We start from the raw sequence: 14,722 nt of genomic DNA, 5'->3' as shown, positions 1-14,722 counted from the left end.
GTCATTGGCTTGAAATCACCAAAAAACTGGGTGGAGCGAAGCGGAGGGCTGAAGCCCCGTCCTTATAGGACGGCTTTACATTGAATTAAATCCCCTTTCGGGGTCGGAGAGGGAATTTTATGCAACCTCTCCGATTTTTGGGGAATGGTTGCCCCAAACTCCCATTTCTGGGGTAAAGTTAGCTTCGACAAAGTTATAAAGGCTTGCGCCGGCTAGCAGCACTGTCGAGCGTGACCTTAAGACTGTTTAACCACTAGCGACAGAGCAAGGGACTAGCTTCGCATCAAGCGGGTGTCGTGACCTAAATAACGTAGCTATTTAAAGCTTAGTCTGGTCAGAATGGCCTGTTAGATTTCTCTTTCAAGCCTCACGCCTGATAGCTGAGGTTTCTGACGCTGTTTTCAGCATATTCCTGATAGCGGCAATTTCCGAAGAAATCGCAGCACTCAAGGGAATGGAGATTTTAGACTAACTCTAATGGTATGATGCAGCTAGGTAGAAATCACCTGAGCCGACAGGTATAAATAAATATCACTTCTCGGTTTTCTCGCGAAGGGTCATCTGTGCCTCGCACCCTAGTTTCGCAACAGAAGTTAAATTTAACCCTACCCAAAGACGGATACAGGCCCGCAGATTCATCTGTGGAGTCAATCTAAAATCTAAAATCTAAAATCTAAAATCAACTGACGGATGCCAGCCCCCGACAGGAATCGTGGACAGCAAAAAAAATTAGATATTAGTTCAAGCGCCCAGATTCATCTCTGGAGTCAATCTCAAATCTAAAATCTAAAATCTCAAATCGACTGATGGACGCAAGCCCCCGACAGGAGTCGTGGAGAGCAAAAAAAATTAGATATTAGTTCAAGCCCGCAGATTCATCTGTGGAATCAATCTAAAATCTCAAATCTAAAATCTCAAATCGACTGACCGGCCTCTGCAAGCTGTTGAGTATTGAACCATGCACCCACATGAACCCAGCGCCTTTCCCAAGAATTTGCCCGATCCGAAGCTGCCGCCTGCTGTTGAAATAGACGAAATACTCACTAGCATTCAACATTCTCACAGTTTCTATTACCAAGTGATGAATCTTGAGGTTTGGGCACTGGTGGAAACCTTGGATGGGATGTTTCCCGGCGCTTGGGGTCAGTTTATGGCCAACCGCCAAGTCGCAGTTAAACAGTTTTTGGAACGAGATCACGTTCCAAATTCTCCGGTTGATGCTGGGGAGGCGGGGGAGAAGTCCGAGGGCACTCGGAAGAAGGAAGAAGCCGGGAGTCAGGAGTCAGGAGTCAGAAACAAGCAGGAAGAAGAATAAAAGCAGATTTTCTCAATTCTCCCCATCTCCACCTTTCCTCTGTATCCAAGTCTAAATCCCCCTCAATCCCCAAAGCGAGAGAGGAAACAGAACCCTCTTTTCCCCCCTACTCCCAGGGCGGTTTCATTCTCACCAAAAACGAGGTTTTTGTAGGGGTAGTGCCCCCGTGCCTACCCCCGACCTAGACAATTCGCTCTGCAGTCAGACCAAAAGGGCCGGCACGGGGAGTAGGGGTAGCACGGCCCCTACAAGAAAATGAAACCGCCCTGCGGTACTCCCCTAATTAAGAGAAGTAGGAGGGTTCAAAACTCAGCTACAAGCGACATTTATTATGGGTTTCAATCTTAACTTGACATAAATGCCGATCGCCCGATCGCCCTTACAGGTGAACTTTGGAATCAACTTGAGGCAAGCCCATGCTGTAGTTAACAGCGCGGCCGTTGAGGTTGTAGCTGATTTGGCCTTTTTGGAGGAGCGATCGTACCAAGTGTTCCAACTCCGAACCGATACGGCGGAGGTTGTACTCGGTCAAATCTTCCCCCTCGTAAGCGTCTACGAGTTGGTCGAATTTGGCATATACCTGTTTGACAGACTCGTCGTTCCAGTTAAGTTCGTTATCTGGGTCAATGTCGAGGGTCAAAAGGTCGTTGCTGGGGACGAGTTCGTTATCTTCGAGGATGGCGGTGTATATGCGAATATGGCGGGTTGTTGACTTGAGCTGCATGAGTTCTTATGTGTAAAGATTTTTTGCTGAATTAATTGTAATGGGTCACAGACCTTTGCAGGAGAGTAGGTCGCCTGTTGTGCGATCGATCGGGATATCTCACTCCCCCTCCGACTTCAAGGCAAAGACTTGGAATCGGTAGTTTTGAGACCTACTTAATTCAAGACTAAAAACAAAAGCTTTCGTAAAGTATAATAATGCAGAATTGGCATAGGAGGACAACGTGGAAGGCAAGAGATTTATTCACTCCCTGCAACTGCAAAACTTCCTTTCCTATGGAAGTGAGGGGGAAAAAATTGAACTGCAACCCCTGAATGTATTGATCGGTACTAACGCATCCGGCAAATCTAACTTAATTGAAGCGATGGGAGTGTTGAAGGCAACACCTACCGACTTACTTGCTCCGATTCGTCAAGGAGGTGGTATCAGCGATTTTCTGTGGAAAGGTGAAAAAGGTACTCCCACAGCAAAAATTGAGGCTATTTTAGATTACCCAGAACGAACGATGCCACTGCGCTATCAAATTAGTTTTACCGCAGTCGGTCAGAGACTTGAAGTAGTGGACGAAGCTATAGAAGATATGGCACCGCGCCATAGTTCTGAAAGCGGGCCATTTTTCTATTACCGTTATAGCGATCGGGGTCGCCCTGTTATCAATGTTATAGAGGACAACGAGCAACAAACAAGAAAGCTGCGGAATCTGCGACGAGAAGATATCATTCCCGATCAATCTATCTTATCTCAAAGAAAAGATCCCGAACAATATCCAGAACTCTCATATCTGGGAAATAAATTTGCCGACATTGGTTTATATCGTAACTGGCAGACAGGGAGAGATGCAGTATTTAGAAAAGCTCAGCAAACTGACTTGCCAGAACATCCCCTCCTAGAAGATGGTGGCAACTTAGGACTGGTTTTAAATAACTTACAGTATCAATTAGGAAGTAGGCTGATTATTGAAAAATTACAACTGTTCTACGATGCAGCCGAAGAACTGAGTATCAAGATTTATGGCGGTACTGTCCAGATATTCATCCGCGAAACAGGATTAACTCAGCCAATTCCCGCAACTCGTTTATCAGACGGTACGCTGCGTTATTTATTCTTAATAGCTTTACTTCTAGATCCAACTCCCCCGCCACTTATTTGTATTGAAGAACCGGAGATTGGCTTGCATCCCGACATTCTGCCTGCTGTTGCTGAAATGTTGATCGAAGCCTCACAGCGCACACAATTGATTGTGACAACCCATTCCGATGCTTTAGTGTCGGCTCTGAGCCCTGAGTCAGTGTTAATATGCGATCGGGATGATAGAGGAAGTCACCTGAGCCGTCTCGATCCCGAACGACTGAAAAAATGGCTGGAGAATTACAGTTTGGGAGACCTTTGGCGGATGGGAGAAATCGGGGGCAACCGATGGTAAAAGAGGTTCGCATTTACATCGAAGGCGGCGGCGATGGCAAGAATACAAAGCAATTACTTCGAGGAGGATTTAGCTTTTTTTTCAAAGAACTTGTGGAGGTTGCCCGCAGCAATAAAATTAAGTGGAATATCACTGTTTGCGGTTCCCGGAATAATGCTTTCAGGGATTTCAAGAATGCTTTGGCAGATCACCCAAATGCTTTTATCATCCTTTTAGTTGACTCAGAAGCCCCTGTAAAGCAGCCGCCTTGGGAGCATTTGAAGTCGAGGGATAAGTGGGATTCGCCGCCTGGGGTTGATGAGACTCATTGCTATCTCATGGTTCAAGCAATGGAAGCTTGGTTGATAGCTGATATTGATACTTTAAAAAGATTTTACGGGCAGGGATTTAAAGAAAATGCGATTCCTAAAAATATTAATGTAGAGACGATTGAAAAGGATTTGTTAGAACCAAGTCTGAAAGCAGCTAGCCGCGACACAAAATCGAAAGGCGAATATCAAAAGATACAGCACGCTTCCAAGCTGTTAGAAATGTTGGATGTTGACAAGGTTCGCAAGGCTTCTTCAGAGTGCGATCGTATTTTTACCACTCTCACCAAACTCATGGAGGATTGAAGCGATGAAAGTAGCCAAGGGCGCGAAGCAAGACAGGGAGAAAGGGAGGGTGGGCGATCGTCAATTTCTCGGAATTCCGAAATTTTTCAGTTGTTCGGCAGTCCAATTTTTGTAATATTCAGTTTTCTCTAAAGCATCGGAAGCTGGCTTCAGCTTAGAATTTACTTGAACAGTGAAGCCCGGATAGGGCATCCTCCTAGTATGAAGCCCGTCAATATTAAAATCTTCTTCGGGATGGATGTGAAAAGCCAGCAAGCCCAACTCTGAAATCTGATTATTCAATTTGTCTATCAATTCTTTAGTTTCTGGCGCACTAATTGCAGTTTTTTCAGGATTAATTACTACCATTATTTCAAATTCCGAATTGTAAAATTCATAAATGGATTTCATTATGGCAGAATCGCGATCGAACTCAGTCAGTGCAGAAAACCGCTCGATTTTGAATAAAATTTGATTTGCCAAGCGTGCCTTTTTAGCGAAGGGACAAATCGGTAAATCGCTGAAAACTGGATGCGGCAACTCGACAAACTCGGTCATCCATCTGAGGGTAGATTCTATAATTTCCGTGTCAGATTCATTCATGGAAAATCTATGTATTTGATCTTTAATACTAATCATAATCTATTTCTAAAGCGATGCACACCCCACTCTTGGTATCAATTTAAGACTGAAAGCCATAATAAATGTCACTTCTATCAAAGTCTCGATCCCCCTAAATCCCCCTTAAGAAGGGGAGTAGGGGTTGACTTTGAGAATGCTCTTGTCCCCCCCTTGTTAAGGGGGGCTAGGGGGGATCTCCGGGTCAAGAAAACACGCCCTGCTCCTGCCATTTCTAAGGACTCAATTGGTTACTACAAACATTAATTTATTCGTGAATTGTGCCATCTGGCATAATTGCACCTGCGAGTTTTGCCTTTTCCAGATTTACCGCCCCACTTAGATTCGCTCCCTTTAGGTTGGCTTTTTCTAGGTTTGTATTATCCAACTTTGCCCCGCGCAAGTCTGCCGAAGTTAAGTCGGCTCCACTAAAATTTCCAAAACTAAGGTTAGCCCCACACAGATTTCCTTCACTTAATATTGCTCCGCTTAGATTACATTGTTGAAGAGTTCCACCAACCAGATTAACTTTGCTCAGATTAGCACCACTAAAATTTGCATAACGTGTTTCTGCATTTTTCAGATTCGCTCCACTCAAATCTGCCGCAGTTAGGTTAGCACCCTCTAAATTTGCCTGCATCAGGTTGGCTCCTATCAGGTTTGCTGCCGTTAAGTTGGCACTACTCAAATTTGCTTCGCTTAAGTTGGTTTTATTCAAATTAGCTTGCAGGAGTTTTGCACCCTGCAAATTTGCCTTAGTTAGATTTGCACCACTCAAGTTAGCTTCACTCAGGTTGACATAACTCAAGTTACGACGAGCTAGGTTTGCTTCTTTCAGTGAAACATTAGGAGCAATTAAGCAAGCACCTGCTTTAACAGGGTCAAAGCCTCTGGGGAAGACAGTCTGTGCGTTGTAAAGAGCTTGTTGAAGTTTTGATCCTTCGAGGTTTGCCCCTTCAAGGTTTGCCATTAATAGGTTAGTATCACTTAAGTTTGCATTACTCAAATCAGCCTTCATCAATTTTGATTCCCTCAAATTCAACCCTGTTAAGTTTGCTTTACTGAGGTTTGCCCTGGTGAAGTTGGCCCCCGATACGGAATGAACACTACTGAGATTTACCCCACTCAAATTAGCTTCACTTAGATTTGAGCATTGCAGATTTACTTCACTTAAATTTGCATTTATGAATTTTGCTTTCTCTAAGTTGGCTGAGGTGAGATTGGCTGTGTGAAGGTTTGCATGACATAAATTTGCCTCACTCAGGTTAGCGACTGATAAGTCTACTCCAGCGAGTTCTGCACCGCTGAGATTAGCGCCACTCCAGTTAACTTTGGTCAGGGATTTGCCGCTCAGATTTACTCCGGCTAGATTAACTCCCGTAAAATCTCGTTCTCCCTGATTATACCGTTGTAAAAATTCCTCAGCACCGATCGCTGGTTCCAGATTTTCTAGTGCAGAATTATCTATTTTTTCCTCTTCCTGAGATTGCACAGTATCCGCATTTACAGGAGTAGCCATCGGCTGTTCTACCGCTTCGCTAGATACTGGAATCGGTGTCTCCTCGATCGCCTCTTCGCGCAATAACCGATCCACGCGATCGCTAAACCGCCTCACAACCTCAGCATCATCAACCTTCTCAGCAGCATTCGAGCTTTTCTCAACCGCATTCTCAACATAATACTTGTCTACAAAACTTTGCAACCCAGCATTATATCCCTGTCCTACCGCCTGAAACCTCCATTCGCCATTCTTCTTATACAAACGTCCAAATTCTAAAGCTGTTTCTTGGGAAAAAATCTGATTTAAATTGTACCGAACCAATTCGCTAACAGTTTCTTGGCTGTAAAGCCGGATAAAAGCATTTGTAACTTGACTAAAACTTTGATTCTTTTCCTGCCCCTCGTGAATAGTCACAACAAACACAATTTCCTGAATAGCCGAATTGATTTTACTCAAATCCACATAAACCGTCTCATCATCTCCGTCTATTTGCCCAGTCGCGCTGTCTCCCGAATGTCGCACCGCACCGTCCGGCGATGTCAGATTGTTGTAAAATACAAAATACTTTTCATCAGGAATCCGACCGTCCGCCGCTAACATAAAAACAGATGCGTCAATGTCGCAGTTTTGTGCTGTCTGGCTGACTTGCCACCCCAGGGCGATCGCAATTTTACTGAAATCAGGAGTTTCTTTAGAAAGATTGAACCTTTCACCCTTAGTTAATTCGATACTCATATGCGATAATTCCCTTACCTCATAAATGGTATTAATTATCTCATCTATGTTAACCCGATCGCAAATTGGATTTTATCTCGAAGACATCGAAACCCCAATTGGCAGAACCGTAAATTTAACCCTTACCGGACTAATTCTCCTATCTTCGACCAGCTTCATCGCCGAAACTTACCCGATTTCGGAATCTGTTAGAATTAATTTGCAAACTCTCGATACCGTCCTTTTAATCGTTTTTGCAGTTGAGTATTTATTGCGACTATGGTGTGCCGAAAATCGAGTTAAATTTATTTTTAGTTTTTTTTCAATTATTGATTTGCTGGCAATCTTACCATTTTTACTGGGATTTGTCAACGTTAGTTTTATCCGAATTTTTCGCTGGTTTAGAATTCTCCGACTCATCCGCTTTCTGGAATTGAAAATTTCTATTTTCCGCATCAGCAGCGAAGATGGGGTGATTTTTGCTCGGATTTTGTTTACTTTGCTGGCAATAATTTTTGTTTATTCTGGTTTGATTTATCAAGTCGAACATCCGACAAATCCCGAAAGTTTTGGAACTTTTTTGGATGCTGTTTATTTCTCGGTTGTCACGATGACCACGGTGGGATTTGGGGATGTTACTCCGATTTCGGAATCCGGTCGTTTTCTGACTATTTTGATGATTTTGACGGGAATTGCTCTGATTCCTTGGCAATTGGGGGATTTGATTAAACAATTAGTTAAAAGTGCTAATCACGGAGAAGCTGTTTGTAAAGGTTGCGGTTGGTCTGTACACGATGCTAATGCTAGATTTTGTAAAATGTGCGGCAGTCAATTAGAGAATGGTTGACTGTTGACTGTTGACTACTGCCTCACCCTAGATAATTCATCCGTGTATCCGTGTCAAAATCCGTGTAGTGCTTTCCTTCTTTAAGCCAAGGGTAACAAAATTTCAAATTGAGTGCCCCTGCCTAACTCCGATCGCATTCTGAATGCACCGCCGTGTTTGCCCGTCACTATTTGATAGCTAACTGCTAAACTGGTTTCTTTGAGGGCGCGTTTTTCCGTAGAGAATGATTCTATGATTTTTTTGTACTTGCTAGGTGACATTCCAGGCCCGTTATCTGATATGCAAATCGAAACCCAGCGAACATGAAGTTTGTCTAAATCCGGCGCCGGTTCGGGACAGCAGACTTGAGTTGTGATTTCAATTTTAGGCTGGCGATCGGCGTCTTTGGGTCCTCCACCTTTGAACTCTTTCGCCAATTCTTGACCGACTGCTTCGTTAATTAATGTATGAATAGAATTGGTTAAGATATTCATAAATACTTGGTTTAGCTGTCCTGCATAGCATGGGACTGGTGGCAGGTAGCCGTAGTTTTTCACTACTTGGATTTCCCTAGTCAAACGACTTTTGAGCAGCAAAAGTATGCTGTCTATGTTGGCGTGCAAGTCGGTGGGTTTCGGATAAATATCGTCGATGTGGCAGAAGTTTTGCAAACTGGTTGCCAACTTGCTCAAACGTTCTGCACCTGATTTGATGCTGGCAACAGTTCGGAGAAAATCGCTTTGCAAAAAGTCATAGTCGATCTCTTCTTTGAGCCGTGCTATTTCCGGCGGTGGGTCAGTACAGTATGCGTCGTAAACTGAGAGCAATTCCATCAAGTTTTTGCTGTAGTCGCTGACGTAGGTTAAATTCCCCCAGATAAAGCCTACCGGATCTAAAATTTCGTGGGCGACTCCGTTGACTAAACGGCCTAAACTAGCCATTTTTTCGCTTTGAATCATTTGAGTTTGGGCTCTTTCGTAGCGCACTTGAGTTTCTATGCCACGAATTTGCCAGTACGCGATGTTGAGTGCGTTAGGGTCTAAGAGTCGGTAAGATTGGGAGTCTATTTGGACGACGATCGGTTCTGCCTGCAATTCGGGCGATCGACGCAGAGCTTGTGGGGCTGCTGCCAAAATAGTTGTACTCTCTGCAACCAATAATATTTCGACGCGAGCGTAACTGTAGAGAACTTTTAGTGGCAGGTGCAAAAATAGCTCAGGGCCTTGGGGTTTGAGCAAATATTCCAGCAGTTGCCTGCGAGATATCATGCCAGCAAACTCTCCTGCTTCCATCAAGACGACTCCCGGCACTAGGGGATGCTGTTCAAACATTTCGGCAACTGCCACGGCCAAGCAGCTCGATTTAACCTGAAATTCATACAGGGGCAAATCCCAGAGGGTAGACTCTAGGGAAAGGTCTTGATGACTGCCTTCGGAGAGTGAAGGGCCAATGAGTTTGGAACTGAATTTATTTGCCACTGGAACTTTTAGTTGCCGAAACGCTGGGAAATTGATACTCCCCAGGGCTGAAGCCACGGGGATTCTTGAATGAATCCGAAAACTCTCAAAGGCGTTATCAAAGCACCTCTATACGCTCAAAACAACTACCACTACAAAGGGTATTGCAATTGCGCTTACTTTTAAATTGTGTTTGCTTTCATAATCCATCACAATGCCAGATAGGTACGCTTCACACTCTGCCATTACTTGTCAGTTATACAGGCTTACTACTCCTTAAGGAGTGTGGTGGCTCACTGTGCCGGGATTTCTCCGATACTAGAGTGTTTCAACACGTAGATGGTTGTTTTACTTACAATCTAATTCTAACAATACTCCGGACAGTTTTTGGAACGATACTACAAGCTTACGCGGGGCAAGGAGCCTAAAAAAGTCGAATTAAATGTAAGTCAGGCGTGGAGCTGACATTGATTTAATTATCCACAGGGGCTGCGAAGTCAAGCGAGTATAAGCCATTGGGCCCTATAAAAACTGTCCGGACTATTGATTCTCAAACAACCTTTCAATCAGTTGTATAAAGAAATATTGAAGGCGGTTGAAACCGAAGCCGACTTCCTCCCCGTGTCTAAAGCCAGGGGCTTCCGTCTCGTTCTTCGGTGAATTGAGAACCTACTACTAAGCTAGCCTATCACTTCACTTTTCTGAGCGAACAACCGAGAATATTCTTGAGTTAATCATGTTGTGCCAACTAGAGGCAGGAGAATTTCAAATTCAGTGTTCTTACCTGGTTGCGATCGCATTCTCAGTTCGCCACCGTGCTTTTCTGTGACGATTTGATTGCAGATAGCCAGCCCCATACCGGTGCCTTTGCCTGCTGGTTTAGTGGTAAAAAAGGTGTCAAATATCTGCTGGTGATTTTCTGGGGGAATGCCGGGCCCGTTATCGGCAATGCAAATTGCCACCCGCTTGCCGTGTTCGGTTTCTATAACTTTAGTGGTAATTTCGATTTGGGGCTGCCAGTTGTCCCGGCACGGGGTGTGTGTTTCTCGATCGGCTGCGTACTCTGTCAGGGCGTCTAGAGCATTAACTAACAAATTCAAAAACACCTGACTCAACTGTCCGGAGTAGCCACTAACTAGCGGCAGTTCGCCGTAATTCTTAACCACTTCTATGCTGTTTTTAAAGCGGTTTTTCAAAATTAACAGCGTCATCTCCACGCATTCGTGAAGGTCTGTCTGGGCTGGTTTTGTCTCGTCCATGTGAGAGAAGTGGTGCAGCCCGTTAACTATTTTTAGCAATTGCGAGGCTCCCAACTCCATCCCTTCTAAGGTTATCGGCAAATCTTCTTGTAAAAACTCAAATTCAATTTCTTTTTTAAGGGTCTCAATTCGGGGACACGGTGTCGAATATTCTTCTTCATAAACCGACATTAGCTGAAGCAAGTTTTCAAAATATGACAGCAGAAAAGTTAAATTTCCCCAAATACAGTTCAGCGGATTTCTGATTTCGTGGGCTACTTCTGCTACAATCCTCCCCAAACTCGCCATTTTTTCTGTTTGGATGAGTTTGGCTTGGGTTTGTTTGTGGAGTAATTTATTTGTTAATTGGTGAATTCTTGATTGAGCGACCATTAATTGGTGTACGTCTAACAGCTTGTAGGTCTGGGGGGCTATTTCCACTACTACCGGTTCGTAAATTAATTCGGCTGATCTGTAAAGACATTCCTGGGCTGCTTCTACTATTAATTTACTGGCGGGAAGTACGAGTTCCTCTGGCCTGGCAAACTTGTACAGCACCTCTATTGGTCGCTTGAAAAACATTTCTACTCCGTAGCGGCAGTTAACTTTTTCAAAAAATAGACGCCTGGATATTATGCCGACAAAATTCCCCCCATCTGTCAAAATGACGCCGGGAAGCATGGAATTTTCTTCAAAAGCCTGGGCTACTTCTTTTGCCTGTTGAGTTATTTCAATTTGGCAGTTGGAGAGGGGCAGGTCTAGGAGAGTTGATTCTAAGGAGATGTTCCAAGTACAAAATTCAGGTATATGCAACACTGATAACTCCGAGCTAGTCTCACGCACAGCAAACATAGATGAAACCCCTGTTAAATATTGTATTAATGGACAACTTAAGTTGCTATTAATTCGTAACTGGTAATTGGTAGCGGTAGTTGCTAATTTGTCAAATTACAAGAGCACCCGATGGGAAAACCCGATCGCAGTAGCATTGTCTGCTAAAGATTTTGTTTCTAAGTCAATATTAAACGATCTAAGCTTTTGTGTAACTTACGGAGTAGGCACTTTAAACTTTTTACCATGATATACCTGCGATCGCCTGTTTTCCGAAAATTTTTAATATTTATAACTAATTATTGTGATAAATTATACCATTTTTCCAGTGATAAAAGGGAATTGCAGAACATCTCGCGGGTTATCAGTGAATATACGGGCATCCTGTGATGGTTCGAGGGCCCGGATTAGCCATTGTCCAAGGGGCTTGCAGGCTCCAATTGTCAAGACTAGGGCCCAGCCCAAAGGAAGTTCGGCAACAGATTCGCTTTCTTCGGATGTAACTGAGATGTTGCACCATTCTCAACAAGCTTTTTATGAACACGCTTTCGGGCCTGTTCCACAAGAAAATTCACTCTTTGTGGAACAGGCCCGAAAGCCTGTTAAGCGATAATGGTGCAAGATGTGAGATGTAACTGATATCTTGCACCATTCTCAATTAGCCGTAGGGGCGGGTTCGCCAACAGCCTTAAAGCTTGTAAATAGGTTCTATAAACCCGCCCGACCCCACGAAAAATCCTCTTATTGATATTGCTGCAAGATGTGAGATGTAACCGAATGTAACGGATGGAAGGCTTTAGTTATCTAGGAGAGAAGGAAGAAGCAATGTTCCCCAAGGGTTTGTGGAATTAAGAACATCCTAACCGTCGGCCACAGTTCCTCTACCACTCAAAAGAAATCCAACTTTAGGCAACTTCCGAGGGAGCATCTCATATTTGTAAAAACACTTCTTCTGGCTCCTTCCTTCTTCTGGCTCCTTCCTTCTTCCTCTTTCCTTCTGCCTCCTGCCTCCTGCCTCTTTCCTTCTTCCTCTTTCCTTCTGCCTCCTGCCTCAAAACTCCAATTTCTAGCGGAGGGCTGCAAAGGTGAGATGCTCCCACTTCCGAACCTCAATAGTCATCAGTTTTTTGCAATCTGCAATCTGCAATCTGCAATCTGCAATCGTCTTAGGGTTCCACCTCCGGCCAGAGGCGTTCTAGCTGATACCGCCAAGCGGCGAGAGTATTTTCGCGAGACTCTCGCCCTAGTTCCATTTCACCCATCAATCCCTCTGCGTAGAAACGGTCTAAAGTCTGAAGGGTAGTTTCGACAGACTGTCCCTGCATCTTCGCAGCTTTGATGATTTGACGGATGCGGTTTTCTATCAAACCGTCGAAAAAGTCAGACAAACCTCTCTCTTGCAAAGCCAGCAGTCTGGCGACGGCGGCTGAGAAATCGGCAGCCGCGAGTGTGGCACAACTGTGCTGAAATACTCCCCACAAAACGTTTTGATGTAAGGCGTAGCGAGTTTCGAGGGTGGTGTCAAAGTTAGCTTCTAGCAGTTTATCAAGAAATGGTTGAGCTTCCTGGGCATCGGCGATCGGCAGCAAAATCCGCAGCCAACTCCCGTCTTCTGAAAGGAGGACTAACAGGCGAAAATTGGGGGTTTCTACTTGCCAAGAAGTGGCAGCAGGCATCTCAACAGTGTCACCAAATAAGTCTTTAAGGGTATTGCTAATTTCTTCGGGAGTCATAATGATTTTAGATTTTAGATTTTAGATTTTAGATTTTAGATTAGTCACCAGTGATTAGTCAGCAGTGCGATCTCAAATCTCAAATTGGTTTATGGTAGCCAGCGGGGGTGATAGCCGGCAAAGGGAAGTTCTTCTGGCTGTACTTTGGCGGGAGAACCGTCTGCAGGTATTTCTACTAAGGGTAGCAGCCAGAGGCGGCTGGTGGCGATCGACTGTCCACTATCGTTGCGGGGACTGTCTGCTGCTGAGGGAGTTGCTGCTGTGACTGATTGGTCGAAAATTAATGCCAGCCCGTCGGGAGATAAACTGATTTGGGTATCTAATTGGTTGGGCAAAATCAGCAGCGGTTTGATGGTTCCTACCAAACGAGTACCCTCTTTTTTGAGGTCGATGGTGGCGATGAAAGGCTGTTCTTTGTAGCTTTCTGTTTTGAGGCGTTGGGCTAACAAACAGTAGAGACGCTGAACTTGGTTGTTTTGGTTTTTGCGGGGGTCGAAATAAACGGCCATAATGCTGCCGGGAATACGCAATATTTCTTGTTCTACACCTTGGTTATCTAAGATGAAAAGCGATCGAGTAAAGTCGCTGTTGTATTTAACATAGGCGGCGGCGGAGTTGTCGCGGGCCATGCCCAATACTTGTTCGTATTTTGGCAAAAATTCTACTGGGTCTGCTTCCGGTTTGAGGGGGACGATCGCTAATCCTTGTTTTTGAGATATTACCATCGATTTGCTGTCGGGGCGAATCATAAAATCTCCGCCTTGTTCATTTTCCAAGCGTCGGGGCGGCACTTTTTCTTCCACAATCCAAGGACTGAAATCGCCGGGATTGCGGCGGTTGACGCGCTGGACAACTATGATTTTTCCGTCGGCTGAGAGGTCGAATTTGAGGTTTTGGTAATCTTTGGAGTCTAAGATTTTGTCGATTCTACCGGCTGGGTATTTTTGTTGATTTCCTGATCCCGATTGGGGGTTAAGGCCGGTGGTGACTGTGAATAGTTCTTGATTTAGGGTGCCGCGAGTACGGGCGATCGATCGATCTGTGGCGGAGAATAAAATGCGATCGCTCTCAGGATACGGTTTAAAATCGGTAACGACTAAATCTTTGGGAGTCAGCGGTATCGGTTTCGAGTCGCTGCTGGTGAGATTGACTAGCATTAATCTGCTTTCTGTTTCGCCTTGGACGCCGATGTAAGCAAAAGCTCGATCGCGGCTGCGAAAGGAACTGCTAAACGGTTGCATTAGCGTTCCTTTATTTTGGTTTTTTTCTCCGAAATACTTGTCGGTTGCTCCAGCGAGTTTTAATGTGTAGGTAACGCCGTAGGGTGCTGGATCTTTGAGGGTGTAAGCCATGCGCTTTCCAGCCCAACTAAATTTACCGGGGAGGGGGGGTTCTAGCTTTAAGTTTTCCTCGACGGTGGACTGGTTCATCGGGCGAAAGAATGTGAGGATAAAGCCGGTATCTTCGGCGCCGATTTGTTTGTTTTCCCAGGTAAATTCTCGCACTCTGGGTGCCGTGCGATCGCCGCTAAGCAGCAGCAGCCCTATTAAGACGCTCAGCACTAGCATGAGGAAGATGGCCGTGCGGTCGATCGGCTGTTTGAATGGCCCAATAGCGAAGGGTGAAGGATTAATTTTTTTCTTAAAAATACTCACCAATCTTTCTCTCCTACTTTCTGCTGAAAATTAACTGCCCAATTTTACCTGTTAAATTTTACACTTATGGTCCCATTCCTAACACTCAAAAAGC

Annotated in this window: 12 protein-coding genes; 4 read left to right on the top strand and 8 right to left on the bottom strand. The window is 44.6% G+C overall.

The genetic code is table 11. The features are described 5' to 3' along the window. The first annotated feature begins 958 nt into the window (after window positions 1–958). On the top strand, window positions 959–1,315 hold the full coding sequence (locus QUB12_RS07600; protein WP_333306255.1) for a hypothetical protein: 357 nt from the start codon (window positions 959–961) through the stop codon (window positions 1,313–1,315). A 379-nt stretch (window positions 1,316–1,694) separates the two neighbouring features. On the opposite strand, the gene QUB12_RS07595 is transcribed toward QUB12_RS07600, so the two are convergent. Next, window positions 1,695–2,039, bottom strand: coding sequence for an NAD(P)H-quinone oxidoreductase subunit M (locus QUB12_RS07595; protein ID WP_332954908.1), 345 nt, complete (start codon window positions 2,037–2,039; stop codon window positions 1,695–1,697). Window positions 2,040–2,262: 223 nt separating this feature from the next. Between QUB12_RS07595 and QUB12_RS07590 the strand changes: the two genes are divergently transcribed. Further along, a complete protein-coding gene (locus tag QUB12_RS07590; protein ID WP_333306253.1) occupies window positions 2,263–3,462 on the top strand; it encodes an AAA family ATPase in 1,200 nt (399 codons plus the stop codon). Continuing rightward, the gene (locus QUB12_RS07585; protein WP_333306251.1) at window positions 3,456–4,076 is read left to right on the top strand and encodes a DUF4276 family protein; all 621 of its coding nucleotides are present in this window, start codon (window positions 3,456–3,458) and stop codon (window positions 4,074–4,076) included. Before QUB12_RS07590 ends, QUB12_RS07585 begins: the two co-directional genes overlap by 7 nt. Window positions 4,077–4,136: 60 nt before the next feature. Here QUB12_RS07585 and QUB12_RS07580 read toward each other — a convergent pair whose 3' ends face one another. Further along, on the bottom strand, window positions 4,137–4,658 hold the full coding sequence (locus tag QUB12_RS07580; protein WP_333144296.1) for a hypothetical protein: 522 nt from the start codon (window positions 4,656–4,658) through the stop codon (window positions 4,137–4,139). A gap of 283 nt (window positions 4,659–4,941) precedes the next feature. After that, window positions 4,942–6,909: a pentapeptide repeat-containing protein gene (locus QUB12_RS07575; RefSeq protein ID WP_333306249.1), complete on the bottom strand. Its 1,968-nt coding sequence runs from the start codon at window positions 6,907–6,909 to the stop codon at window positions 4,942–4,944. 25 nt (window positions 6,910–6,934) lie between these two features. Between QUB12_RS07575 and QUB12_RS07570 the strand changes: the two genes are divergently transcribed. Next, window positions 6,935–7,735, top strand: a complete 801-nt coding sequence (locus QUB12_RS07570; protein WP_333306248.1) for an ion transporter — start codon at window positions 6,935–6,937, stop codon at window positions 7,733–7,735. Window positions 7,736–7,815: 80 nt separating this feature from the next. Here the strand turns inward: QUB12_RS07570 and QUB12_RS07565 are convergent, their stop codons facing one another. From QUB12_RS07565 to QUB12_RS07545, 5 genes are all read right to left on the bottom strand, one after another. Beyond that, window positions 7,816–9,192, bottom strand: a complete 1,377-nt coding sequence (locus tag QUB12_RS07565) for an ATP-binding protein (protein ID WP_333306272.1) — start codon at window positions 9,190–9,192, stop codon at window positions 7,816–7,818. Between the two features lie 713 nt (window positions 9,193–9,905). Continuing rightward, a complete protein-coding gene (locus tag QUB12_RS07560; RefSeq protein WP_333306246.1) occupies window positions 9,906–11,261 on the bottom strand; it encodes an ATP-binding protein in 1,356 nt (451 codons plus the stop codon). 908 nt (window positions 11,262–12,169) lie between these two features. Continuing rightward, a complete protein-coding gene (locus QUB12_RS07555; protein WP_333306244.1) occupies window positions 12,170–12,340 on the bottom strand; it encodes a hypothetical protein in 171 nt (56 codons plus the stop codon). Between the two features lie 66 nt (window positions 12,341–12,406). After that, window positions 12,407–12,973 (bottom strand): hypothetical protein, encoded by a 567-nt coding sequence (locus tag QUB12_RS07550; protein WP_333284312.1) that lies wholly within the window; start codon window positions 12,971–12,973, stop codon window positions 12,407–12,409. A gap of 89 nt (window positions 12,974–13,062) precedes the next feature. After that, entirely contained in the window at window positions 13,063–14,628 is a 1,566-nt protein-coding gene (locus QUB12_RS07545) for a hypothetical protein (protein WP_333306242.1), read from the bottom strand. Window positions 14,629–14,722: the final 94 nt, after the last annotated feature.

This window comes from Microcoleus sp. B7-D4, from assembly GCF_036705125.1.
GTDB lineage: Bacteria > Cyanobacteriota > Cyanobacteriia > Cyanobacteriales > Microcoleaceae > Microcoleus.
The sequence above is the reverse complement of the archived record's forward strand: the minus strand, read 5'-3'. Positions and strand labels throughout refer to the sequence as shown.

Bases quoted from the DNA above. Each gene is read 5' to 3' on its own strand.
- QUB12_RS07560 (WP_333306246.1), bottom strand. From the start codon at position 11,261: ATGTTTGCTGTGCGTGAGACTAGCTCGGAGTTATCAGTGTTGCATATA.
- QUB12_RS07595 (WP_332954908.1), bottom strand. From the start codon at position 2,039: ATGCAGCTCAAGTCAACAACCCGCCATATTCGCATATACACCGCCATC.
- QUB12_RS07600 (WP_333306255.1), top strand. From the start codon at position 959: ATGCACCCACATGAACCCAGCGCCTTTCCCAAGAATTTGCCCGATCCG.
- QUB12_RS07575 (WP_333306249.1), bottom strand. From the start codon at position 6,909: ATGAGTATCGAATTAACTAAGGGTGAAAGGTTCAATCTTTCTAAAGAA.
- QUB12_RS07580 (WP_333144296.1), bottom strand. From the start codon at position 4,658: ATGAATGAATCTGACACGGAAATTATAGAATCTACCCTCAGATGGATG.
- QUB12_RS07585 (WP_333306251.1), top strand. From the start codon at position 3,456: ATGGTAAAAGAGGTTCGCATTTACATCGAAGGCGGCGGCGATGGCAAG.
- QUB12_RS07550 (WP_333284312.1), bottom strand. From the start codon at position 12,973: ATGACTCCCGAAGAAATTAGCAATACCCTTAAAGACTTATTTGGTGAC.
- QUB12_RS07570 (WP_333306248.1), top strand. From the start codon at position 6,935: ATGGTATTAATTATCTCATCTATGTTAACCCGATCGCAAATTGGATTT.